The sequence below is a fragment of the Streptomyces sp. NPDC056061 genome, assembly GCF_042266885.1.
Taxonomy (GTDB): domain Bacteria; phylum Actinomycetota; class Actinomycetes; order Streptomycetales; family Streptomycetaceae; genus Streptomyces.
The window spans coordinates 104,184-129,323 of record NZ_JBHJWQ010000008.1 but is presented as its reverse complement, the minus strand read 5'-3'; the positions used below and the strand labels follow the sequence as shown (position 1 = coordinate 129,323).

The window sequence follows — 25,140 nt, the reverse complement described above, 5'->3', positions numbered from 1 at the left end:
GCCTGGTCCTCCGACGGTTACGTCCGGCCCTCGGACGCCTGTTCCTGGTTTTCTTTCCGATCCTCTTCCTGCTTCCGGTTCCACCCCTGACCGTCGGATGGCTGCCCCCGACCTCTCGGATCAGTCACCACCGCCTCCACCGGTCCCTGGGGCTCCGGTTCTCCCGAAACCGGTGGAGCGGATCGGAGGAGCTCGCCGAGAAGGCGTACGGCACCTCGCTTGTGCAGCGGATCGTTGCCGTTGCCGCACTTGGGGGACTGGATGCAGGACGGACAGCCCGCCTCGCACTCACAGGACGCGATGGCCTCGCGAGTCGCGGTCAGCCAGGCTCGGGCGGTGTGGAAGGCCCGTTCGGCGAATCCGGCACCACCCGGGTGCCCGTCGTACACGAAGACCGTGGGCAGCAACGTGTCCGGGTGCAGCGGCACGGACACACCGCCGATGTCCCACCGGTCGCAGGTGGCGAACAGCGGCAGCATTCCGATGGACGCGTGTTCCGCAGCGTGCAGGGCACCACCAAGAATCTCCGGATTGACACGAGCGGTGTCGAGTTGATCCTGCGTGACCGTCCACCACACCGCGCGGGTGCGCAGAGTGCGGGGCGGCAGATCGAGTTTGGTCTCGCCGAGGACCTCGCCGGTGATCAGTTTGCGACGCAGAAAGGAGACGACCTGGTTGGTGACCTCCACGGAGCCGTAGCAGAGCCGGCCGTCCCCCCAGGGGACCTCGGTGTCGGTCTCCAGGACGGTGATGGCGGTGGTGTCGCGGGCGGTCGTCGAGTACGGCGGTGTCGCTTCCTCGACCAGGGCCACCGAATCCTCCAGATCCAGTTTTCGCACCAGATAGGTGCGGCCCTGGTGAAGGTGGACGGCGCCCTCGTGCACGGAGGTGTGCGCGGCGGCTTCGTCGACCGTGCCCAGCAGCCGGCCGGTGCCCTCCTCGACGACCTGGACGGGACGGCCGCCCTCTCCCCGGATGTCGGTGAGGTCGGCGGCGCGTTCGCGGCGGGTCCAGTGCCAGCCCGACGCCCGTTTGCGCAACAGCTTCGCCGCCTCCAGCTGCGGCAGCAGGTCGGCCGCGGCCGGACCGAAGAGCTCCAGGTCCGGTTCGGTCAACGGGAGCTCCGCAGCCGCGGCGCACAGATGCGGGGCGAGGACGTACGGATTGTCCGGGTCGAGCACCGTCGACTCCACGGGCTGCCGGAACAGCGCCTCGGGATGGTGCACGAGGAAGGTGTCCAGCGGGTCGTCGCGGGCCACCAGGACGGCCAGGGCCCCCTGGCCGGAGCGTCCGGCACGGCCCGCCTGCTGCCACAGCGACGCCCTGGTGCCCGGGTAGCCGGCCATGACGACGGCGTCCAGCCCGGAGACGTCGATACCGAGTTCCAGGGCGGTGGTGGCGGCCAGGCCGAGGAGCCGTCCGGAGTGCAGGGCGTGTTCCAGGGCGCGACGTTCCTCGGGGAGATAGCCCCCGCGGTAGGCGGCGATCCGGCCGGGGAGGGAGCGGTCCACCTCGGCGAGGCGTTCCTTGGCGATGACGGAGATCAGTTCGGCGCCGCGGCGGGAGCGCACGAAGGCGACGGAACGGACGCCCTGGACGGTCAGGTCGGTGAGAAGGTCGGCGGTTTCGGCGGTGGCGGTGCGACGTACGGGAGCGCCCTTCTCGCCGTGCAGTTCGGTCAGCGGCGGCTCCCACAGGGCGAAGACCAGCTCGCCGCGGGGCGAGGAGTCGTCGGCGACCTCCTGGACGGGGAGCCCGGTGAGGCGGCGTGCCGCGACAGCCGGTTCGGCGGCCGTGGCCGAGGCGAGGAGGAAGACGGGATCCGCCCCGTAGCGGGCGCACAGGCGGCGCAGTCGTCGCAGGACCTGGGCGACGTGGGAGCCGAAGACTCCCCGGTAGGTGTGGCACTCGTCGATGACGACATAGCGCAGGGCGCGCAGGAAGGAGGACCAGCGGGGGTGGGACGGGAGTATCCCGCGGTGCAGCATGTCGGGATTGGTCAGGACGTGGTTGGCGTACTGGCGCACCCATTCGCGTTCCTCGACGGGGGTGTCCCCGTCGTACACGGCGGGTCTGATGGCGTTCCCGAGGGGGGCGGCGAGTTCCTTCACGGCACGCCTCTGGTCTGCGGCCAGGGCCTTGGTGGGGGCGAGATACAGGGTGGTGGCGCCTCGGCCGTTCGGGGCCTCGGAGCCGTCGAGCAGGGTGGTGAGCACCGGGGCCAGATAGGCGAGCGACTTCCCGGATGCCGTGCCGGTGGCGATGACCACGGATTCGCCGTCCAGGGCGTGCTCGGCGGCGACGGCCTGGTGCACCCAGGGCTGGTCGATGCCGGCCGTCCGGATTGCGGCGATCACTTCTGGCCGGATGCGGTCGGGCCAGATGGCATGGGTTCCCGCGCGCGGGGGCAAGTGCTCCGTATGAGTGATGCGCGCGGACCGGCCCGCCGCTGCGGCGAGTCGGTCGAGGACCATGGCGGGAGAGGGGCCGGAGTCCCTGTTCCCGGGTGGTCGACTGGGGCGGTGTTTCTTGGCCATCGGCATCGAGTGTGTCACTGGCGTGACGGACAATGGTCCCAAGGCGTCGTGCATGGCTGCTGGTAAGTGATTGAATGCCATCGCGGCTGGCGATCCGTCCCCCGGCTCCGCCGGGGAGACCGAGGGGCGACCGCTCGATAGCAAGGTGCTGGAGGATCCGTGGACCTGTCCTTGTCGACTCGCAATGTGTCCGGCCCTGGCGGCGACCGTACGGTCGTCGAGGTCGGTGGCGAGATTGATGTGTATACCGCGCCCAAGCTGCGCGAGCAGTTGGTCGAGTTGGTGAATGACGGCAGCTACCACCTGGTTGTCGACATGGAAGGCGTCGACTTCCTCGACTCCACCGGCCTCGGCGTGCTCGTGGGCGGCCTGAAGCGCGTCCGGGCCCATGAGGGCTCGCTGCGTCTCGTCTGCAACCAGGAGCGCATTCTCAAGATCTTTCGGATCACCGGTCTGACCAAGGTGTTCCCGATCCACACCACGGTCGACGAGGCGGTTGCGGCCACCGACTGAGGCCGGGGCCGTTGCCCGGCCCACCGGGTTCGTACTCGGTGGGCCGGGGTCCGTGTTCCGGCGCGTCGGGTCCGTATCGGGCTGGCACGGGGTCGGGTGTGCGGATCGGCCGACGGCCGGTCCCGCGCACGGTCCGCGTACCGGCAGTCCGCCTGGCCGCCGGTATCGGGCGCGTGCGACCGGCGGCAGCCTGCCGTCCGGTGAGTCTTTCGATTCGTGGACAACAGCAGATTCGTGGACAACAACAGAGCGGACGATCGGTCGGGTCGTCGGCGGTCGGGCAGACCGAGAGGTCGGATACCCCGGCGGGGCCGGAGCCGGAACGTCGTTGTTCGAGCTGTTGCCCACCGGGCGAACGGCTGACCGGGCGAACGGCTGACCTGGCGATCGGTGGACGCGCGCTCCCCATACCTGTCGGTCGGCTGTTCGGCAGTCGGCCGTGTGGGCGACGGGGCGTGTGTACGCCGGACTGCTTGTCGACGGGCCACTGTCGACGGGCCACCGGGTTGTCGGTGGTCACCGGGCCGGTCTTGCCCTGGTGGGGCCGGCGCCAGGGGCGATCGCCGTACATCGGTGGCATCGATCGTTCGTGATGGTGCGGCGGGACTGACGGAACCGGCCCCATTTGCCGGTTTTGTGCGGAGATGTCTGCTCGGGGCGGAGGTATCGCGGCCGGGCGAAGAGCCGGATGAGGCAGCCGGACGGGGTAACCGGACGGGTGGCCGCCGGGCGAAGGTCCGGTGAAACGTTCGGCGGGCTGGAAAGCAGCCGGAAGGACGCCGGAGAAGCGCCGGAGGGCGCCGGAAGGGCGACCGGGAGAATGTCGAGGGAGAGCCGGGTGACGGTCGGAGTGAAGACCAGAGGAACACCGGAAGAAGAGCCGGGGCGACGGGCGGCGTGCCCAGGCGCCCGGGATGCACGTCCGTACGTCTGAGGGGGATCACATGGCCACCGTTGAACTCCGCTTCAGCGCCCAGCCCGAGCATGTCAGGACGGCACGCCTCGTCGCAGCCGCTGTGGCGCGCCGGGCAGGCGTGGACGAAGCCGTGCTCGACGAAGTCCGACTTGCCGTCGGCGAGGCATGCAGTCGCGCAGTCGGCCTGCACCGCAGCCATGGCATCACCGATCCCGTCTCCGTTGCCCTGACCGAGGAGGAGAAGTCCTTCTCCATCGAGGTCGGGGACAAGTTGCCCGGGTCGGGCGCCGAACCCGTTCCCGGCGGAGCAGCCGCGAAGCGCGGCGCCGCGTCCGGCGGGGGCCTCGACGAGCCGGAACCCGAGGCCGGTGCCGACGGCGAGGACGAGATGGGGCTCGCGGTCATCAGCGGTCTCGTCGACGACGTGGAAGTCAGGTCGGGTGTCAATGGCGGAGTGATCCGGATGACCTGGCCGAAGACGCCCGTGACCGTTATCCCCTGAGGCTCACGGACGCCGCGGACACTCCAGGACGCCGCAGACACCGCGAACGCCAAGGCGCCGCAGGCGGCGCGCGACGGTGCGGACATCAAGGCGCCGCAGGCGTCGGGGTGACGGCGGTCCGTGGCCCGGATCCGTTCGGGGTCCCGTATCGGATCCATTTTCCTGATTTTCCCTTTGAGGCCCTGCCGAGCAGGGCCTTTTTCATTTCTTCGGGATCGGCCGTTCGTGGAGGGTCTGCCTGCTGCCCCATTGCTGCATTCGGGGCGGCCTGCGACTCGATCTTTTGTCCATGCGGTCATATGGGTCAATTGCATCTGCGGTCCGCCGCTCTGATTCGAGTTGCGCTGCTTACAATCCGTCCACGTCTTGAGTGCTGAGCGTCGAGGAGGGCGTATGGCGGAGTTCTTCGGCACCGCAATTCCGGGGCCGGTACAAGAAACCGCACTCTCCGCACTCACGACCGGGCCCGAGAGCGTCGCGGCTGCGACGCTCACCGCTGTCAACCGCGCCGTCGTGATCGGCGTAGCGGTCGTCGCCGTCGCCGCACTTGTGATCGCCCGACTGCTGTCGCGGCAGGTACTGGCGGCCGGTGAGGGGACCGAGCGGATGCAGGAGATCGCGGCCGCCGTGCAGGAAGGCGCACGTGCATACCTGACCCGTCAGCTTCGTACCGTCGGCGTCTTCGCCGTGGTGGTCTTCTGTCTGCTCCTGCTGCTTCCGGCCGACGACTGGTCGCAGCGCGCGGGCCGCTCGGTGTTCTTTCTGGTGGGCGCACTTTTCTCGGCGGCCACCGGATACACGGGTATGCGACTGGCCGTGCGCAGCAATGTGCGTGTGGCCGCTGCTGCGCGTGAGGCGATTCAGGGAGAGGGTGAACCGGAAAAGGACCTCGCGGCTGTTTCGCACAAAGCGATGAGGATCGCCTTTCGTACCGGTGGCGTGGTCGGCATGATCACGGTGGGGCTCGGGCTGCTCGGTGCCTCCTGCGTCGTGCTGGTCTATTCCGCCGACGCGCCGAAGGTATTGGAGGGCTTCGGCCTCGGCGCCGCGTTGATTGCCATGTTCATGCGCGTCGGCGGGGGTATCTTCACCAAGGCCGCGGACGTCGGTGCCGATCTCGTCGGCAAGGTCGAGCAGGGGATCCCGGAGGACGACCCGCGCAACGCCGCCACCATCGCCGACAATGTCGGCGACAACGTCGGCGACTGCGCGGGCATGGCGGCCGACCTCTTCGAGTCGTACGCCGTGACGCTCGTGGCCGCGCTCATCCTGGGCGAGGCCGCCTTCGGTGATGTCGGGCTGGCCCTTCCCCTGGTCATTCCGGCGATCGGCGTGCTCACCGCGATGATCGGGATCTTCGCGGTGAGCACGCGGCGCACCGACCGCAGCGGAATGACGGCGATCAACCGAGGCTTCTTCCTCTCCGCCGTGATCTCGCCGGCGCTGGTGGCCGTGGGCGTCTTCGTCCACCTGCCGTCCTCCTACGCGGATCTGGACGGTGTCACCGACCGCGCCATCGCCTCGCACAGCGGCGACCCGCGGATCTTCGTCCTGGTCGCCGTGGCCATCGGCATCGTGCTGGCCGCCCTGATCCAGCAGCTGACCGGCTACTTCACCGGGACGAACCGGCGCCCGGTCACGGACATCGGCACGTCCTCGCTGACCGGCCCGGCCACCGTCGTACTCGCCGGCGTCTCCCTCGGACTGGAGTCGGCCGTCTACACGGCGATGCTGATCGCTCTGAGTGTCTACGGGGCATTCCTGCTCGGCGGCACGTCGATCACGCTGGCGCTCTTCGCGGTGGCCCTGGCCGGCACCGGACTGCTCACGACCGTCGGTGTCGTCGTGGCCATGGACACCTTCGGTCCGGTCTCCGACAACGCACAGGGGATCGCGGAAATGTCCGGGGACGTCACGGGGGCGGGTGCCCAGGTGCTCACCGACCTGGACGCGGTCGGCAACACCACGAAGGCCATCACCAAGGGCATCGCCATCGCCACCGCGGTCCTGGCGGCGTCGGCGCTCTTCGGCTCGTACCGCGACGCGATCGCCGGGGCGGTCGACGGCGTGGGGCCCGGGTCCGGAGCCGGGTCCGGACTCGGGGAGATGACTCTCAGCCTGGACATCTCGCAGCCCAACAACCTGGTGGGACTGATGCTCGGCGCGGCGGTCGTCTTCCTCTTCGCCGGGCTGGCGATCAACGCGGTGTCCCGCTCGGCCGGCTCCGTGGTCCACGAGGTGCGGCGGCAGTTCCGCGAACACCCCGGAATCATGGACCGCAGTGAGAAGCCGGAGTACGGACGCGTCGTCGACATCTGCACCAAGGACGCCCTGCGCGAGCTCGCCACGCCGGGTCTGCTCGCCGTCCTGGCGCCGATCGCTGTCGGGTTCGCCCTCGGGGTCGGTCCGCTCGGCTCCTACCTTGCGGGCGCCATCGGCGCAGGCACGCTGATGGCCGTCTTCCTCGCCAACTCCGGTGGCGCGTGGGACAACGCCAAGAAGCTCGTCGAGGACGGCCGGTACGGCGGGAAGGGCAGCGAGGCCCATGCCGCGACCGTCATCGGTGACACGGTCGGCGACCCGTTCAAGGACACGGCCGGACCGTCGATCAACCCCTTGCTCAAGGTGATGAACCTGGTCGCGCTGCTCATTGCCCCGGCCGTTGTGCGGTTCAGCTACGGGCACGACGCGAGTCCCGGTGTCCGGGCCGGGGTGGCGGTGCTCGCCGTCGTCGTCATCGTCTGCGCGGTCCGTGCCTCCAAGCGGCGAGGGGTTGCCATGGGGGACGAAGAGAGGCACGGGGGCGGGAGTAGAGGTGGCGGGCCCGCCCGGCCCGGCCGGGCGGGCGTTTCGTGAAGCGGCGGCGAAGTCCGGAGGCGAAGGTTCCGGCGGAGGCGCCGGTCGCGGAGGGCGGGGCGGGGGCGTCCACCGGGTGCAGCCGTCCCGGTTCGCTGTGGGGCTGGGTGCAGCCATTCCGGTTTTGGCGTGGGGGCCGTGGGCAGCAGTTCCGGTTTCGCTGCCGGGCGCCGCGCCGGTGTGGTGAGGTGCTCTGACGCGTCGTCTGCTCAGGGGCCTCGTCCGCCGGTCCGGTTGCCGCTTGGCGGGAGGCGGGAGGCGGGAGGCGGGAGGCAGGGGCGGAGGTGGTCATGAGCCGCCCGTTGCGGATGCGTCCGTGCGGGTGTTTGTGGATCGAGCGGTCCCTCATCTCGGGGGCTGGGCGGGTGAGTTGTATCTCCCTCTTTCCCCTTGGTGCAAATGGCTGCAAATGGTTACCTATCGGACGCCCGGCACCCGGATGGAGGGCATCCGACGTGTAAGTTCCGGGGCCGAGAGCCTTGGAAGGGACCGATCCGGTGAACAAGAAGCTTGCGGCCGCGCTGTCCGGCGGCGCGGTACTGGTACTGACGCTGACGGGCTGCGGCAGCGATGACGACAACAGCGAAAAGGTGAACGACTGGGCCAAGACGGTCTGCGACCAGGTCCAGCCCCAACTGCAGAAGATCGCGAACGCCAACGCCGCCATCCAGCAGCAGACCGCGGACAACAGCAAGCCCGTCGATGTCCAGAAGACCGACTCGGCAGCCTTCCAGCAGATCTCGCAGGCGTACAAGGCGCTGGGCGCGGCTGTCGACTCGGCGGGCCCGCCGCCGGTGGACGACGGAGAGGCCACGCAGAAGGAGGCAGTGAAGGAGCTCAACGCCTCGTCCGCGGCGTACGCGAGCCTCCAGACCAAGGTCGACGCGCTCGACACGAAGGACCAGGCGAAGTTCGCCGACGGCCTCAAGGGCATCGCGGACGAACTGAACAAGATCAGCACGAGTGGTGACAAGGCGCTGAAGAGGCTTCAGTCCGGCGAGGTCGGCACCGCGATGGCGAAGCAGAAGGGCTGCCAGAAGCCGACGGCCTCGACGCCGCAGACCACGCCGCCCGGGGCACCCACCCCGTCGCAGTCCGTTTCGCCCAGCAAGAAGGCGTGACCGGGCACCGACGGCGGTAGCGGAGGGCCGAGCCGCACCCATCGTCCTGGCCCTGCGCGGTTCCGGCCGCCACGGGCCCGGCCCTCGTGCGGCTCCGTCCTCGGAAGTCCGATCTCCTCGGGCACGGGGTGTCCGCATCCTCGACACCTCCGCGGACCCGGGGGCCGCGCGCCCGGAGTCGTGCGCCTGGGGCTGTGCGCCCGAGGCTGTGTGCCAGGGGCCACGGGCCGGGCCGCAGGGTCGGTACGCCGGTCCCGGTGGGCACCGGGCCGCTGCCGTTGTCGGTGGGAGCGGACACAATGGTGGGGTGAGTACGACCAGTCTTCCCGCGCCCGACCGTTCGCCCCGGCTCCGCGAAGCCCTGCTCGCCGCCGACTTCACCGCCGACGGGCTCCTCGACCTGCTCGGTGCGCCCGCCTATGCCGCGCTCGCGCGCAGCGAGACGGTCCCGGCGCTGCGGGCCACTCGTGGTGAGTCCCCGCTCGACACGCTGGTGCGGCTCTTTCTGTTGCAGCGCCCCGTCCCGTACGAGCGCGCCCGCGCTGCGCTCCCACTGGCGGAGTGCATCGAGGACGGCTGGGTGGTCCGCACCGACGACGAGGTGCGGGCCACGGTCGATGTGCGGCCGTACGGCGGGCCCGAGGGACAGGACTGGTACATCGTCTCCGACCTCGGCTGCGCGGTCGGGGGAGCGGGTGGCATCGGTTCGCGCGAGGAGGGCGTGGTGCTCGGTGTCGGCGGGGCGTCCACCACGCTCGCCGGGATCACCGTCCGCACGCCGGTCGCCTCCGCGCTCGACATCGGCTCGGGCTCCGGCATCCAGACGCTGCATGCCTCCCAGCACGCCACCCGGGTCACGGCCACCGATCTCAATCCCCGTGCGCTGGAGTTCACCCGGCTGACGCTCGCCCTGTCCGGGGCCCCCGAGGCGGATGTGCGTCTGGGTTCCCTCTACGAGCCGGTCGGCACGGAGACGTATGACCTGATCGTCTCCAATCCGCCGTTCGTCATCTCGCCCGGTGCCCGTCTCACCTACCGTGACGGCGGCATGGGCGGCGACGACCTGTGCCGGACCCTGGTGCAGCAGTCGGGCGATCGGCTCAACGAGGGGGGATACGCCCACTTCCTCGCCAACTGGCAGCATGTGGAGGGTGAGGAGTGGCAGAGCCGGCTGAGTTCCTGGGTGCCGCACGGCTGCGACGCCTGGATCGTGCAGCGCGAGGTTCAGGACGTCACGCAGTACGCGGAGCTGTGGCTGCGTGACAGCGGTGACCACCGCACGGACCCGGCCGAGTACGCGGCACGGTACGACGCCTGGCTGGACGAGTTCGAGGCCCGTCGCACCAAGGGTGTCGGCTTCGGCTGGATCACCCTGCGCAAGTCGGCCGCGGCTGCGGCGGGGAACCCGTCGATCGTGGTCGAGGAGTGGCCGCACGCGGTGGAGCAGCCGCTCGGACCGGCCGTCCAGGCCCACTTCGCGCGCCAGGACTTCCTCCGGGAGCAGGACGACGCGGCGCTGCTGGCCGGCCGTTTCACGCTGGCCGCCGAAGTCGTGCAGGAGCAGGTCGGACTGCCCGGCGCCGAGGACCCCGAACATGTGGTGCTCCGTCAGAACCGCGGGATGCGGCGGGCGACGAAGGTCGACGCCGTCGGCGCGGGCTTCGCCGGAGTGTGCGACGGGACGCTTCCCGCGGGCCGGATCCTGGACGCCATCGCCCAGTTGATGAACGAGGACCCGGTGCTGCTGCGCGATCGCACGCCGCAGGCCATCCGGTTGCTGGTGGAGGAGGGCTTCCTGGAGCCGGTGTCGCCGTCGGTCGGCTGACGGTGCTGCCGCGGCCCGAGAGGGCGGCCGTCGCCTCCTTCTTTCGGGGCTTGCGGTCGGAGTTCGCCTCGGTTCGGAGTTCGCTCCGGTTCGGAGTTTTGCTCAGGTCCGGAGTTCGCTCCGGTTCGGTGTTCGCTCAGGTCCGGAGTTCGTTCCGGGCCGGGGGTCGCGTTCGGGTGCGTGACGAACGCCCACATCGGCGGCGGCTTCACGCGCGTCGCCGTGTGGCCGGCCGACGGGCCGTGCGTTCCGGCGGGGCCGACGGGCAGCACCTCTCGATGAGGTAGGCGGGCCGTTTCCTCCGGCTGTCCTGAACCTGAAGGGGCGCATGCTCCGGCTGGAGCGGCCTGGGGTCTGCGGCCCGTGCCCTGCGGCCCGTGCTCCGTGCCGCGGCCTGCGGCGCGTGGCGGGCGGCGAGCGGTCGGTGATGAGCGGCGGCCGGATCGGGTTCGGGGGGCGTTTCCGTCCGGACCGTCATGGCCGCCCGATCGGTTCCGGTCGACGTACCGGTTCCGGCCGCCCGGTCGATTCCGGTTGTCGTACCGGTACCGGACTGCGGCGCTGTGCGAATCCGGCCATTCACCCGGGGTTCGCGTCCCCGACGCCCCGGGGTGACAGCCTCCCCCTGACCGGGACGGCACGGGCCCCCGGCCGAGCAGGGACAGGGAGGCGTACGGGCAATGGAGAGCGGACCCGCAGTCCTCGCAGGAACGGTGTTCGCGCTGTTCGGCGCCGCGCTGTTGCTCTGGACGGGGACACGTGTGCGGAACGGTGCGCCGGTGGCACATGGTGTGAGCCCCGTCGCTTCCGCCACTGTCGCCACTGTGTTCGGCGTACTTTTTCTCGTCCTCGGTGTGTGGTGCTTCACCCGCATCTGATCCACTTCCGGCCGGATCGTGCGGGCCGCCGAGCGGTGCGGGTCCCGGCGGGGCGTCGCAGCCCCGCCGATGTACGCCGATTCCGGTGAGGCCCCCGGGCCCGGCAGGTCAGGGCGGGAAACACGCCCGGAGCGCCCACGTCCCGCGGCGGACACCTGCGGAGGCCCGGGTCGCCACCGGGCCATGCGGGAAACCGGTGGGCGGCGACCGTGCACACGGCGGACCGGGTAGTCCGGGCGGCAGGAATGCCGGGAGTCGGGTTACCGTTCGAGTGGCCGTTGCGGGCTTTTGCCGTTTGACACGGGGGCGGGTTGTACCGTCACACTCCGCAGCGACAGCACCGTCGGCAGCGCCACACGGCTGCCCGGATGCCCACCGAGCGTCGACCGGAGAGAAGAGCGAAGTTGTCCCCGACCAGCGAGACCGCACAGGGCGGCCGCCGACTCGTCATCGTCGAGTCGCCTGCCAAGGCGAAGACGATCAAGGGCTACCTCGGCCCCGGTTACGTCGTCGAGGCGAGCGTCGGGCACATCCGCGACCTGCCGAACGGAGCCGCCGAGGTCCCGGACGAGTACACCGGCGAGGTCCGTCGGCTCGGCGTCGACGTCGAGCACGACTTCCAGCCCGTATATGTCGTCAACGCGGACAAGAAGGCACAGGTCAGGAAGCTCAAGCAGCTTCTTGCCGAGTCCGACGAGCTCTTCCTCGCCACCGATGAGGACCGCGAGGGCGAAGCCATCGCGTGGCACCTGCAGGAAGTCCTGAAGCCCAAGGTCCCGGTCCACCGGATGGTCTTCCACGAGATCACCAAGGACGCGATCCGGGCCGCCGTCGCCAACCCGCGCGAGCTCAATCAGCGCATGGTCGACGCCCAGGAGACCCGCCGCATCCTCGACCGGCTCTACGGCTACGAGGTTTCGCCGGTCCTGTGGAAGAAGGTCATGCCGCGGCTGTCGGCCGGCCGCGTCCAGTCCGTGGCGACCCGCCTCGTCGTCGAGCGGGAGCGCGAGCGCATCGCCTTCCGTTCCGCCGAGTACTGGGACCTGACCGGAACGTTCTCCACCGGAAACGGTGCCGGAACCGGGGCGAACGGGACGTTCGGTAGTGGTGGCGCGCGACGCGTGGACGCCTCCGACCCGTCGTCGTTCACCGCGCGCCTCAGCACGGTCGACGGCCGCCGCATCGCCCAGGGCCGTGACTTCGGTCCGGACGGCCGGCTCAAGTCCGGCTCCGGACAGGTGCTGCACCTGGACGAGGCGAACGCCCGCGCCCTGGCCGCCGCGCTCGCCGACACCGCGTTCACCGTGCGGTCGGTCGAGTCGAAGCCGTACCGGCGCTCGCCGTACGCCCCGTTCCGGACGACGACCCTCCAGCAGGAGGCGAGCCGGAAGCTTGGCTTCGGGGCCAAGGCCACCATGCAGGTCGCGCAGAAGCTGTACGAGAACGGCTTCATCACCTATATGCGTACCGACTCCACGACCCTCTCGGACACCGCGGTCGCCGCGGCCCGGGCCCAGGTCACGCAGCTGTACGGCGCCGACTACCTGCCGGACAGGCCGCGCACCTACGCGGGGAAGGTCAAGAACGCGCAGGAGGCGCACGAGGCGATCCGTCCCTCCGGCGACCGCTTCCGCACCCCTGCCGAGACGGGCCTCACCGGCGATCAGTTCCGGCTCTACGAGCTGATCTGGAAGCGGACCGTTGCCTCCCAGATGAAGGATGCGGTCGGCAACTCCGTCACCGTCAAGATCGGTGGCCGGGCGAACGACGGCCGGGACGCCGAGTTCTCCGCGTCCGGCAAGACGATCACCTTCCACGGCTTCATGAAGGCGTACGTCGAGGGCGCGGACGACCCGAACGCCGAGCTCGACGACCGCGAGCGCCGTCTGCCGCAGGTCGCCGAGGGCGACGCGCTGTCCGCCGAGGAGATCTCGGCCGACGGGCACGCCACCAAGCCGCCGGCCCGCTACACCGAGGCGTCGCTGGTCAAGGAGCTCGAAGAGCGCGAGATCGGCCGTCCGTCGACGTACGCCTCGATCATCGGCACGATCCTGGACCGCGGTTACGTCTTCAAGAAGGGCACGGCGCTCGTCCCGTCCTTCCTGTCGTTCGCCGTGGTCAACCTGCTGGAGAAGCACTTCGGCCGACTCGTCGACTACGACTTCACCGCGAAGATGGAGGACGACCTCGACCGCATCGCGCGGGGCGAGGCCCAGTCCGTCCCGTGGCTGAAGCGTTTCTACTTCGGCGCCGGTGACGACATGGCCGGTGCGGGCGCGGCCTCCGACGCGGGCAACGGCGACGGCGACCACCTCGGCGGCCTGAAGGAGCTCGTCACCGACCTCGGGGCGATCGACGCCCGGGAGATCTCCTCGTTCCCGGTCGGCAACGACATCAAGCTGCGGGTCGGTCGCTACGGGCCGTACATCGAGCGCGGCGAGAAGGACGCCGAGGGCCACCAGCGCGCGGACGTGCCGGAGGACCTGGCGCCCGACGAACTGTCCGTGGAGTACGCGGAGGAGCTGCTGGCCAAGCCGAGCGGCGACTTCGAGCTCGGTACGGATCCGGTCAGCGGGCACCTGATCATCGCCAAGGACGGGCGCTACGGCCCGTACGTCACCGAGGTGCTGCCCGAGGGCACGCCGAAGACCGGCAAGAACGCGGTGAAGCCGAGGACGGCCTCGCTCTTCAAGTCCATGTCCCTGGACACGGTCACGCTTGCCGACGCGCTCAGGCTGATGTCGCTGCCGCGGGTCGTCGGCGAGGACGCCGAGGGCGTCGAGATCACCGCGCAGAACGGCCGCTACGGCCCGTACCTGAAGAAGGGCACGGACTCGCGGTCGCTCACCTCCGAGGAGCAGCTCTTCGACATCACGCTCGAAGAGGCCCTGGCGATCTATGCCCAGCCCAAGCAGCGCGGCCGCGCCGCCGCCAAGCCGCCGCTGAAGGAACTGGGGACCGACCCGGTGAGCGGGGCCCCGGTCGTGGTGAAGGACGGGCGCTTCGGCCCGTACGTCACCGATGGTGAGACCAACGCCACGCTGCGGACCGGCGACAGCGTCGAGACGATCACGCCGGAGCGCGGCTACGAGCTGCTCGCCGAGAAGCGCGCCAAGGGGCCCGCCAAGAAGAAGACGGCGAAGAAGGCACCGGCCAAGAAGGCGACGGCGAAGAAGACGGCGGCGAAGAAGACGACCGCCAAGAAGACCGCCGCCACGAAGAAGACCGCGGCGAAGAAGACGACCACCGCGAAGAAGGCCACGGCCGCGAAGAAGACCACGGGGGCGACGAAGACGTCCGCGGCTTCCGGGGCGTCCGCGGAGAGCTGAGCGGGGCTGCCCGGGGCCGTACACGGGGCCGTACGGTCGCCTCGCCCGCAGGTCCGGGTGAGGCGGCGGGGCTGGGGCGTGGCAGCGGGATGGGCGAGGCGTGTAGGTCCGGGTGAGGTCCGCGGGACCGGGCGAGGCGGCAGGTCCTGGTGAGGCCGCAGGGCCCGGTGAGGCGGCGGGGCCGTGCCGTGGGGCCGTGACCGGAGTGTCCCGGCGGCCCGGTGCCGGAGGACGTGACGGTCGCCGAACGGGCCGGGCGGGCGCGTGGGCGCCCGGTGGCGGGTGCCGAACGGATTGTCACGGCGGTTCGGTGCGGCCGGTCCCGTTGCCTCGACGGAGTGGTTCCGCTTCCGGCCGGAGAGCGTCGGAGAGCACAGTGGTCGACCGGGGCAGCACGGCACTCCGCCCCGCCTCGGCGTCCACATGTTCGGGCGGGGCCTCCGGGGACCCCGCCGCTCCGGATAGGCTGGGCGGATGACGCGAGCCGAGCAGCCAACGGTCGTGAGCCCCACCTCCGACGCACTTGCCGCAGACTCACGCGAGCGCGCCGTACGAGCCCTGTTGCGTGTCCCGCCGCTGAAGCGGTTGTGGAGCGCCCAGCTCGTCGGCAGTATCGGCGATGCCCTCGCCCTTCTCGTGCTGGTGCTGATGTCGCTGCAAGCGGCGGTCCTGGAGGGCTCATTCGGAGCCGGGTACCGAGGGGCGGCATTCGCCGTCGCCGCGGTGTTCGGTGCCCGGATCCTTGCCACCTTGCTCTTCGGAGCCGTACTCCTCGGGCCGCTGACGACGCTCACCGCGCCGGGCGGGCCGCTGGACCGGCGGTGGCTGATGATCGGGACGGACGGGTTCCGGCTCGCACTGCTGGTCGTCGCACCGCTGTGGATCGACTGGATGCCCGAGCAGGCACTCATGATGATCCTCATCACCGTCTTCCTGGTCGGCGGGGCCGAACGCCTGTGGACGGTGGCCAAGGACGGCGCGGCCCCCGCACTGCTGCCCGGCCCGCCCCCGGAGGGCGCCGCGGTGCGCCCGCTCCCCGACCACCTCGACGCCCTGCGGCGGCTCTCCCTGCGCACCGACTTCGCCGCGATCCCCGCCGCGGCGGCCGTCCTGCTGGTCGCCACGCTGGTCGGCAACCTGCTGGGCTCGGGCCTGGACTGGTTCTCCGCCCACCAGGCGGCGCTCGGCTCGTACGTCGCGGCCGGTCTGTTCTCGGCCTCGATCTCCACCCTGTACTTCCTGCACCTGCCCGGTTCGCAGACGCCCCGCCCGCGCTCGCCGCTGGAGGGCCTGCGCCGTCCGTCGACCGGTGGCGCGCCCGACCGGGGCCGCACCGGGGTCCTGCCGGTGCTCGTCGGCGCCTCGTCCGCCGTCGCCGGAGCGATCGCCGCCGCGGCGGCAGCGTCCGTCCTGCACGCCGGGGAACTGGACGGCGGTCCCGTCACCTTCGCCCTGCTGATCCTCGGGCTGACCGGCGCCACCGGCATCGGCATCCGTACCGCGGGGAAGGTGCTGCCCACGCTGTCGCGGCGCCGACTGCTCGCGCTGGCCATCGCCGTCACCGGTATCGCGATCCTCGCCATGGGCCTGGTGCCGGACACCGCGACGGTCCTGCTGATCGCGGTCATCGCCGGATACGCGGCGGGTGTCTCCGCCCGCACCGGGCACATCCTGATCGACCAGGAGACCGAGGAGTCCCGCCGGGCCCGGACCACGGAACACCTCCAGGCCGTCGTACGGGTCCTCGTCGCGGTCGGCGCGCTCGCCGGCCCGCTGCTGTCCGCCGCGATCGGTGCCCACCGGCTGGCGTCCGGAGCCTTCGTCTTCGCCCACGGCGGGGCGGCCTTCGCGCTGATGCTGATCGGTGCGCTGCTGCTGCCCGTCGCCGTGATCGTCCTCGCCAAGACGGACGACCGCTCGGGCGTGCCGCTCCGCCGAGACCTGCGCGAGGCGCTGCGCGGCGGCGAGCCGGACGTCGCGCCCGCCGCGACCGGCTTCTTCATCGCCCTGGAGGGCGGCGACGGCGCGGGCAAGTCCACCCAGGTCGAGGCGCTCGCCGAGTGGATCCGGGCCAAGGGCCACGAGGTCGTCGTCACCCGGGAGCCGGGTGCGACCCCGATCGGCAAGCGGCTGCGCTCCATCCTGCTCGACGTGTCGTCGGCCGGGCTCTCCAACCGGGCCGAGGCGCTGCTGTACGCCGCCGACCGCGCCGAGCACGTCGACTCGCTCGTCCGCCCGGCCCTGGAGCGGGGCGCGATCGTCATCTCCGACCGCTACATCGACTCGTCCGTCGCGTACCAGGGCGCGGGCCGTGATCTCTCGCCGACCGAGATCGCCCGGATCTCGCGCTGGGCGACGAGCGGACTCGTGCCGCACCTGACCGTCCTGCTGGATGTCGACCCCGAGACCGCGAGGGAACGGTTCACCGAGGCGCCCGACCGGTTGGAGTCCGAGCCGCCGGAGTTCCATGCCCGGGTGCGGTCCGGCTTCCTGACGCTGGCCGCGGCCGACCCGACGCGCTACCTGGTGGTGGACGCCGGTCAGGACCCGGAGACGATCAGCACGGCCGTGCGCCACCGGCTCGACCAGCTCCTCCCGCTCTCCGAGGCCGAGATCAAGGCTCAGGAGGAGGCGCGCCGGAAGGCCGAGGAAGAGGCCCGGCGCAAGGCCGAGGAAGAGGCGGCCCGGAAGGCCGAGGAGGAGCGGCTGGAGCGCGAGCGGCAGGAGCAGCTCGCCAAGCTCCGGGCCGAGGAGGAGGAGCGCAAGCGCCGCGAGCTGGAGGAGGCGCGCAGGCGCGAGGCGGAGCGCCAGGCGGAGGAGGCCCGGCAGCGGGCCGAGGAAGCCCGCCGGCGGGCCGAGGCGGAGCGGGTCAAGCGGGAGGCCGAGGAGGCCGCCCGTGAGGCCGAGCAGGCCAGGCTGCGCAAGAAGGCCGAGGAGGAGGCCAGGCTGCGCAAGGAGGCCGAGGAGGCGCGGCTGGAGAAGCAGCGCCGGGCCGAGGAGGCTCTGGTGCGGGCCGAGGAGGCCCGCCGCCGGGCCGAGGCCGAGGCCGCCGCCACGGCGGAGGCGGCGAGGCAGGAGGCTGCCGCCGCGGCATCCGTGCCGGACAACGAGATCACGGTGCCGACGCCGATCATCGACCCGGACGACGTGACGCAGCAGGTGCCCTCGCCGACGAAGAGGCCCGCGCGGTCCGACGAGGCCGAGACGGCGATGCTGCCGAAGTTCCGGGATCCGTCGGACCGCCCCGGCGCCGGGGGCGCCGCGGACGAGACGGCGGTTCTCCCGCCGGTACGTGACGGGCGGGACGCGTACGACGCCCGTGGCGGGAGGGGCGTGCGCGACGCGGATCCGGCGGACCGGGTCCCGCGAGGCATCTTCCGCGACGAGCGTCGCCCGGCGGGTTCCTCGGCCGAGGGCGAGAACGAGCGCACGCGCGAGCTCCCGCAGATCGGCGACCCGCACGCGAACGGGCCGCAGCAGACGCAGGACCAGTGGGACGACCGGGAGTCGCGCGCCCGGCGCCCGCGCCCCGACTGGGCGGAGGAGACCCCGTTGGACGATCTGCCGACGCTGGCGGACGAGCTGCTGGGCGACCACCGGGACGACGACGGGCCGGGGCCCTCCGGCCGGGGACGCCGTCCGCGTCGCTGAGCGGGACGGCGCGAAGGCCGAGGGGGACGGGAGGGGACGGGACGTTGCGTTCGGCGGGGCCGCCGGAGTGCGGCCCGGCCGGGATTGTCGGACCCGTCCCCCACAATGGAAGCCGGACCGGGACCGGGACCGGCTTCCATCGTGGGGGAGCCGGAACGCACCGGACGGCCCGGGCGGCTGAACGGACGGCCCGGACGGAACGGGAAGGCCGGGAAGCCGGGGCCGGGCCGGGGCGAGAAGACCGGAGGGCCGGAGGCCCGGGGCGGGGCCACGTTGCGGAACAGCGACGTGGCGAAGCAGCGAAGTGGTGACGGGCGGCGCCGACCGGCCGCGTCGCCGCATCGCACGACGACAACCGTGCGGCCGCCTTGCCGCACACCACCGGAAGGGCGGTGACCCATGACCGTATGGGACGACCTGGTCGGGCAGGACCGGGTGCAGGAGCAGCTCGGTGCCGCCGCCCGGGACGCCGATGCGCTGGTCACCGCCCATGCCGGGGACGAGCCGGTGGAGCCGGGGTCGAAGATGACCCATGCCTGGCTGTTCACCGGTCCGCCCGGCTCCGGCCGTTCCACCGCCGCCCGGGCCTTCGCCGCCGCGCTCCAGTGCACCGGTCCCGACCGCGCACTGGGCGGTGCGCCCGGGTGCGGTTTCTGCGACGGCTGCCACACCAGCCTCATCGGTACGCACGCGGACGTCGAGGTGGTCCGTACGGACCTGCTGTCCATCGGTGTGAAGGAGACCCGCGAGCTGGTCCGCCGGGCGCAGCTCTCCCCGGCCGGGGGACGCTGGCAGGTCATCGTGCTGGAGGACGCCGACCGGCTCACCGAGGGCGCGGGGAACGTGCTGCTGAAGGCCGTCGAGGAGCCCGCGCCCCGTACGGTCTGGCTGCTCTGCGCCCCGTCCCTGGAGGACGTGCTGCCCACCATCCGGTCCCGTTGCCGCCACCTCACCCTGCGCACGCCCCCGGTCGACGCGGTCGCCGACGTGCTCGTCCGGCGCGACGGCATCGATCCCGAGCGGGCCGCGTCCGCGGCCCGTGCCACCCAGGGCCACATCGGCCGGGCACGCCGGCTCGCCACGGACGAGCGGGCCCGCTCCCGTCGTGTCGCCGTCCTGAAGCTGCCGCTGCGGATCGAGGACATCGGAGGCTGCTTCAAGGCCGCCCAGGAGCTGATCGACACCGCCACCGAGGATGCCAAGCAGGTCGCCGAGGAGGTCGACGCCAAGGAGACGGAGGAGCTGAAGGCCGCGCTGGGCGCCGCCTCCGGGGGCCGGATGCCGCGCGGCACGGCGGGTGTGATGAAGGAGCTGGAGGACCGGCAGAAGCGCCGCAGGACGCGTACCCAACGTGACAGCCTCGACCTCGCACTCACCGAGCTGACCGGCTTCTACCGCGACGTACTGGCCATGCAGATGGGTTCGCGGATCGCCATCGCCAACGGGGACGCGCAGGACGCCCTCGACCGGGTCGCCGAATCCTCCACGCCCGAGCGCACCCTGCGCCGGATCGAAGCGGTGATCGCCTGCCGACGGGCCCTGGATCGCAATGTCGCGCCGCTGCTCGCGGTGGAGGCGATGACGATGGCGCTGCGCGCGGGCTGAGGCGCCGGTCCCCGTCCGGGCGCGGCACCGACCGCGAGCCGTCCGCACCGACGCGCACGGCACAGCGGCCCGCCGTCGTCATCGCCCGTATCGGCCCTTTCACCCGTAAGGGCGGTAAGCGGGGCGATCCGTGCCCCGGCGGCTACGCTCCGGGGATGGACTCCAGGCGCCCGCTCCGCACCCTCGCCACCGCACTCTGCACGGCCGGTCTCCTCGTCTCCGGTTGCAGCAGTGGCGGGTCGGCGAGTTCCTCTCCGTCCGCCGCCGCCACACCCGCCGCGCTCCGGCCGTACTACGCGCAGCAGCTGAACTGGCGGGACTGCGGCGTCGAGGGGTTCCAGTGCGCGACGATGAAGGCCCCCCTGGATTACGCGAAGCCGGGTGACGGCGACATCGACCTCGCGGTCTCCCGCGCCGGGGCCACCGGTCCCGGTGAGCGGATCGGCTCCCTCCTGGTGAATCCGGGCGGCCCCGGCGGCTCCGCCATCGGCTATCTCCAGAGCTACGCGGCCATCGGCTACCCCGCCCAGGTCCGGGCCCGTTACGACATGGTCGCCATCGATCCGCGCGGGGTCGCCCGCAGCGAGCCCGTCGAGTGCCTCGACGGGCCGCAGATGGACGCTTACACCCAGGTCGACCAGACCCCGGACGACGCGGCCGAGGTCGACCGGCTCGGCAGCGCCTACCAGCAGTTCGCGAGCGGCTGCGAGCGGCACTCGGCCCGGATTCTGCCGCACGTCTCCACCGTCGAGACGGCACGGGACATGGACATGCTGCGGGCGCTGCTGGGCGACGAGAAGCTGCACTACGTCGGCGCGTCGTACGGCACCTACCTCGGCGCGACGTACGCGGACCTCTTCCCCGCCCGGGTGGGCCGCATGGTCCTGGACGGGGCGATGGACCCGTCGCTCCCCGCGCTCGATGTGAACCGCGACCAGACAGCGGGCTTCGAGACCGCGTTCCAGTCCTTCGCCGCCGACTGCGTGAAGAGGGCCGACTGCCCGCTCGGCACCACCTCCACCGCCGACGCGGCCACCCGCCTGAAAGGGCTCTTCGCCGCCCTCGACACCAAACCGGTCCCCACGGGCGACTCCCGCGAGCTCACCGAGTCGCTCGCGACCACCGGCGTGATCGCGGCCATGTACGACGAGTCGGCCTGGCCCCAGCTCCGCGATGCCCTCACCGGGGCGGCGAAGGGGGACGGCTCCGGACTCCTCTCCCTGTCCGACAGCTACTACGAGCGCGAGCCGAACGGCGCGTACGCGAACCTGATGTTCGCCAACGCCGCGGTGAACTGCCTGGACATGCCGCCCGCCTTCACCGGTGCCCCGGCCGTCACCCGGGCACTTCCCGACTTCGAGAAGGCGTCCCCGGTCTTCGGTCGTGCCTTCGCCTGGGCCGCCCTGAGCTGCGCCCACTGGCCGGTCCGCTCCACGGGCACCCCACACCGCATCGAGGCCGAGGGCGCCGCCCCGATCGTCGTGGTCGGCACCACCCGCGACCCGGCCACCCCGTACAAGTGGGCCGAGTCCCTGGCCGGCCAGCTCTCCTCCGGCACCCTCCTCACCTACCGCGGCGACGGCCACACCGCGTACGGGCGCGGCAGCGAGTGCATCGACGCGGCGATCAACACCTACCTCCTGGACGGCACTCCGCCGGACGACGGCACGCAGTGTTCCTGAGCACCTCCGCCGATCGGGCCACTGACCTGCGAGAACGGGCGGGAACGGGGATGGTGCGGAGCACCCCCGGAAACTGTGTAGACTTGGCGACGCTGCTGATCGCACCATAGTGCGACAGGGCGCGCCGCCTTAGCTCAGTTGGCCAGAGCAACGCACTCGTAATGCGTAGGTCTCGGGTTCGAATCCCGAAGGCGGCTCAGGCAAACCCCAGGTCAGGTAGTCGTTGACCTGGGGTTTCTTGTTTTGCTCGCACCTGGGCAGGGTGAATCGGGTGCTTGTGGTCAGGTCAATGTGTCGTCATGCGTGGGGCCGAGGACGACGTCCGGTTGCCGCATCGGTGCGCATGTAATGCGTATGCGATCCGTCGGCCCTCCATGTCGGGCCGACTCCACCATCACCATGAGGGACTTTCGACGCAGGGGGTACTCGCGTCTTTCCCTGCCTGTCAGGGGTGGGTGTGAGCGAGGGCGAGGGATGCGGACCGGCTTCGGGACGGAACCCGGGTGCGCCGCGCTGACGGTATGTCAAGACGAAGGGGCGGCATGGTGTGACGGACTGGTCGGCGTGAACATCTTCGGCGCGTGTCCGATCGGCGTCGTGCCGAGGCGGAACCCGAGTTCCGTGGGAATTCGACCCGGACGGCACTGGTGGCGGCGGTCGTCACCGGCTTGTCCGTCGTCGTGGGCCTCATCAGGGGGGGCGGACGAGTCCGGGCGGGCACGGAGGCCGTACAGCCGGGCCGAAAGGAAATAGTCGCGAACGAGACGACGCGCTGCTCGTGGGGCTCGGTGCGGCGTTCCCGTCGGACGGCGGTGTGGAGTTCCCGTCGGATGGCGAGGCGCTCGAAGCGGTGGAGCCGGGCGAGGGCTGTCCGACGACGTGACGGGGCTTGAGCAGGCCCTCGGTGATCGGAGCGCCCTTGTGGAAGGGCCGGGGCGGGCATGCTCCGACCCGGCCCTTCCACGACGGGGCGCGGCCGATTGTCGGATTCGCCGTCCGGGCCGGCGAGTCCGGTCAGGTGGCTGCGGCCGTGTTGCGGGACCACAGCAGGATCACCGCGACCAGCCCGGCGAGGGAGGGCAGTGCGCCGGCCAGGGTCATGAGGAACGGGTGCGGCTGGGTGAAGTGGTAGAGGGAGAGCGCCGTTCCGGCGACGAAGGCGCCGGTCGCGAGGGCTCGGGCCCGCGGCTTGCCGTTCCTGACTGCCCGCGCCGTCCACCACCACAGGCCGAGGCCGATGGCCTCAAGGGCGAAGAGGTAGGTCAGGATGCTGGATTCGGCGGTCTCGGCCCTGGTGGGGTCGGCGGGGTAGAGGGCGTGCAACTGGTCGGCGAGATCGCCGCTCAGGGCGACCGTGACGCATGCGCTGAGCAGAGTCAGCACCGCCCCGGCCCGCAGAGCGCCGATCGTCGTGCTTCGGTCGGACATGGTTCTCCCCGTTCTCGTCGTGCTTGTGCGTGTACTCCGAGTACTGTGAGCCTCAAGTTAGCAGACATGAAACTTGAAACACCATGTTTCATAGGAGACGAGTTGAAGAACGACGAGCAGCGCGGCGGGAACGGCGTCGAGGGCGCGCGGGGACAGGGCCCCACCGGCCTGGCGGGCCGACGGCGTCGGCTGTCGGACGCGGAGACCGCGCAGCGGATGCTCCGGTGCGCCCTGGCCATGGTCAACAGCACCGGGCTGACCGTGAGCCTGGAGCACATCAGACTGGAGGACGTCATCCGCGACGCGGGCGTCTCCCGGAGCGCCGTGTACCGACGCTGGCCGTACAAGGACATGTTCTTCAGCGACCTGCTGCGTGAACTCGCCAAGGCCGCGGCTCCGGCCGCCGTCTCCGACCGGGAGACGGTCGAGCGGGTCAGGGTCCGGGCGTTGGAGCGCCTTGACTGGTTCCGTACGCCCGCTTCCCGTCACGAACTCCTTGTCGAGCTGCTGCGGCACGGCGCCGAGCAGGACTTCGAGGCCATGCGCCGTTCGACGGAGTGGCGGACGTACCTGGCCCTGCACGCCACGTACTCAAGCCTCGACGACGGGGAACTGCGGGGTGATCTGCAACGGGCCCTCGCCGAGTCCGAGCGGGCCTTCGCCACCCGGATCGCGGGGGCGTACGGGCGGCTCGCGTCACTCGTCGGATATCGGCTCCGTCCCGGTGCGGGCGGGTTCGAGTCGTTGGCGGTGCTGGTCAACGCGACCATGCGGGGACTGGTGCTCACCGCGCTGTCCCTGCCCGACGCGGGTGAGCCGGTCCCGCAGTCGGCCCCGGCCGACGGCCCCGCGGGGGCGGCGACCGTGTCGGGGCTGCCCGCGGCGGGGGTCATCGGCATCGCCCTGGCCTTCTTGGAGCTGGACCCCGAGGTGGTCTGGGACGACGCGCGGATCGAGCGGGTGCGGGGTGTGCTGGAGACCGGAAGGGGGTTCGACCAGCTGGCGCCGGGCGGTGCGGGAGCGGTGTGAGGGGGGAGTGGGGAGGGGGATCCTGCTTGGTGCTTGGTGCTTGGTGCTTGGTGCTTGGTGCTTGGTGCGGGGTGCGGGGTGCGGGGTGCGGGGTGCGGGGCGCGTGGGGTGTGTGGGGGCGGGGTGTCGATGGGCCCGGGAGGCGGCGGGGGGCCGGGGTTGCCGATCCGGGTGGGAAGGCGTGAAACCGCAGTGAAAACCATGTGGAAGTGATGTCGGTGCGGCCGCTTATGCTGCACCCGACGTTCACGCGGGACCAGGGGAGGGCGCGGCATGTTGGGCAAGCTGTTCGGCAGGGGTGGGGAGGGGCCGGGGGCGGATGCGCATGCCCTTCCCGTGCCGCGCAGGCAGAAGAGCGGGATGTACACGCTGCGCGCGCTCGGGGACGTACGGGTGCTCGCGCTGGTGGAGGCGGCCGACGCGGGTGACTGGGAGGCGGTCAAGGAGGCGCTGGCCCCCTTCGATCTCGGCCGCGACCACCGGGTTCTCGGCGAACTCGCCGGTCTGGGCGGTGTGCAGGACTGGATCGGCCGGGCTGTGGAGGAGGACAAGGAGCACCGGGCGACGGCCCTCCTCATATCCGGGGCGCGCCACATCGACTGGGGCTGGGAGGCGCGCACCGCCGCGCGTGCCGTGGACGTCACGCAGGAGCAGTGGCGGGTCTTCCACGAACGGCTCGGCATCGCCGAGGAACAGTTGTTCGAGGCCGCCGAGTTGCGGCCGGAGTGGGCCGCGCCGTGGTGCCGCCTCCTCACCTCCGGGCGCGGGATGTCGCTGGGCCGCGCCGTCAACGAGACCCGGTTCGACGCGGCCCTGCGCCGCGATCCCCTGGGCCTGGAGGCCCACCTCGAATGGCTGTCGCAGGTGCAGCCCCGTTGGGGCGGCGAGCCGGGCCGGGCCCTGGCGTTCGCCCGCGACGCACTGGCCCGCGCCCCGCAGGGCCACCGGCTCGGCTGCGTGGTCGCCATGGCGCACATCGAGGAATGGGTCGAGTCGGACGACGGCGACTGCCTCGAAACCGCCGAGATCCAGGCCGAGTTGCGGGCCGCCGCCGATCACAGCATCCTGCACCCCGCCTACGACCGGCGTCCGGGCTGGCAGCACGACTTCAACATGTTCGCCATGGCCCTGTCGCTGGCCGGTGAGCGCCATACGGTCCGGCGCGTCTTCCAGGCACTCGACGGTGCCTACACCAGCTGGCCCTGGGCCTATTTCGCGGAGCCCGAGAAGCAGTTCGCCCGCAGCCACCGCCGCGCCTGAGCGCACGC

General features: G+C 71.5%; 14 protein-coding genes and 1 tRNA gene. 13 read left to right on the top strand and 2 right to left on the bottom strand.

Annotation, left to right across the window (positions count from 1 at the left end; all coding sequences use genetic code 11):
• Positions 1-17 precede the first annotated feature (17 nt).
• Entirely contained in the window at positions 18-2,618 is a 2,601-nt protein-coding gene (locus tag ACFC79_RS14920; protein WP_376239837.1) for a DEAD/DEAH box helicase, read from the bottom strand.
• A gap of 78 nt (positions 2,619-2,696) precedes the next feature.
• Between ACFC79_RS14920 and ACFC79_RS14915 the strand changes: the two genes are divergently transcribed.
• From ACFC79_RS14915 to ACFC79_RS14865, 11 genes are all read left to right on the top strand, one after another.
• Positions 2,697-3,050, top strand: a complete 354-nt coding sequence (locus ACFC79_RS14915; protein WP_003967428.1) for an STAS domain-containing protein — start codon at positions 2,697-2,699, stop codon at positions 3,048-3,050.
• A gap of 944 nt (positions 3,051-3,994) precedes the next feature.
• The gene (locus ACFC79_RS14910) at positions 3,995-4,468 is read left to right on the top strand and encodes an ATP-binding protein (RefSeq protein ID WP_376239835.1); all 474 of its coding nucleotides are present in this window, start codon (positions 3,995-3,997) and stop codon (positions 4,466-4,468) included.
• Positions 4,469-4,861: 393 nt separating this feature from the next.
• Complete coding sequence (locus tag ACFC79_RS14905; protein WP_376239832.1) at positions 4,862-7,324, top strand: sodium-translocating pyrophosphatase; 2,463 nt, start codon at positions 4,862-4,864, stop codon at positions 7,322-7,324.
• A 497-nt stretch (positions 7,325-7,821) separates the two neighbouring features.
• Positions 7,822-8,445, top strand: a complete 624-nt coding sequence (locus ACFC79_RS14900) for a small secreted protein (RefSeq protein ID WP_376239829.1) — start codon at positions 7,822-7,824, stop codon at positions 8,443-8,445.
• A gap of 307 nt (positions 8,446-8,752) precedes the next feature.
• Positions 8,753-10,270 (top strand): methyltransferase, encoded by a 1,518-nt coding sequence (locus ACFC79_RS14895; RefSeq protein ID WP_376239827.1) that lies wholly within the window; start codon positions 8,753-8,755, stop codon positions 10,268-10,270.
• A gap of 680 nt (positions 10,271-10,950) precedes the next feature.
• Positions 10,951-11,148: a hypothetical protein gene (locus tag ACFC79_RS14890; RefSeq protein WP_376239824.1), complete on the top strand. Its 198-nt coding sequence runs from the start codon at positions 10,951-10,953 to the stop codon at positions 11,146-11,148.
• A gap of 404 nt (positions 11,149-11,552) precedes the next feature.
• Complete coding sequence (gene topA, locus ACFC79_RS14885; RefSeq protein WP_376239821.1) at positions 11,553-14,477, top strand: type I DNA topoisomerase; 2,925 nt, start codon at positions 11,553-11,555, stop codon at positions 14,475-14,477.
• 474 nt (positions 14,478-14,951) lie between these two features.
• The gene (tmk, locus tag ACFC79_RS14880; protein ID WP_376239818.1) at positions 14,952-18,128 is read left to right on the top strand and encodes a dTMP kinase; all 3,177 of its coding nucleotides are present in this window, start codon (positions 14,952-14,954) and stop codon (positions 18,126-18,128) included.
• Between the two features lie 399 nt (positions 18,129-18,527).
• Positions 18,528-19,733 (top strand): DNA polymerase III subunit delta', encoded by a 1,206-nt coding sequence (locus tag ACFC79_RS14875; protein ID WP_376239816.1) that lies wholly within the window; start codon positions 18,528-18,530, stop codon positions 19,731-19,733.
• Positions 19,734-19,888: 155 nt separating this feature from the next.
• Positions 19,889-21,415 carry an alpha/beta hydrolase gene (locus tag ACFC79_RS14870; protein ID WP_376239813.1) on the top strand — a complete coding sequence of 509 codons (1,527 nt, stop codon included), beginning with the start codon at positions 19,889-19,891 and terminating at the stop codon, positions 21,413-21,415.
• Between the two features lie 123 nt (positions 21,416-21,538).
• A tRNA-Thr gene (locus ACFC79_RS14865) sits at positions 21,539-21,612 on the top strand.
• Positions 21,613-22,429: 817 nt separating this feature from the next.
• Here ACFC79_RS14865 and ACFC79_RS14860 read toward each other — a convergent pair.
• On the bottom strand, positions 22,430-22,843 hold the full coding sequence (locus tag ACFC79_RS14860) for a hypothetical protein (RefSeq protein ID WP_376239810.1): 414 nt from the start codon (positions 22,841-22,843) through the stop codon (positions 22,430-22,432).
• A 102-nt stretch (positions 22,844-22,945) separates the two neighbouring features.
• Here ACFC79_RS14860 and ACFC79_RS14855 point away from each other — a divergent pair, with 102 nt between their 5' ends.
• On the top strand, positions 22,946-23,872 hold the full coding sequence (locus tag ACFC79_RS14855) for a TetR/AcrR family transcriptional regulator (RefSeq protein WP_376239807.1): 927 nt from the start codon (positions 22,946-22,948) through the stop codon (positions 23,870-23,872).
• Between the two features lie 273 nt (positions 23,873-24,145).
• On the top strand, positions 24,146-25,132 hold the full coding sequence (locus tag ACFC79_RS14850; RefSeq protein ID WP_376239804.1) for a hypothetical protein: 987 nt from the start codon (positions 24,146-24,148) through the stop codon (positions 25,130-25,132).
• The last annotated feature ends 8 nt before the right edge of the window (positions 25,133-25,140 follow it).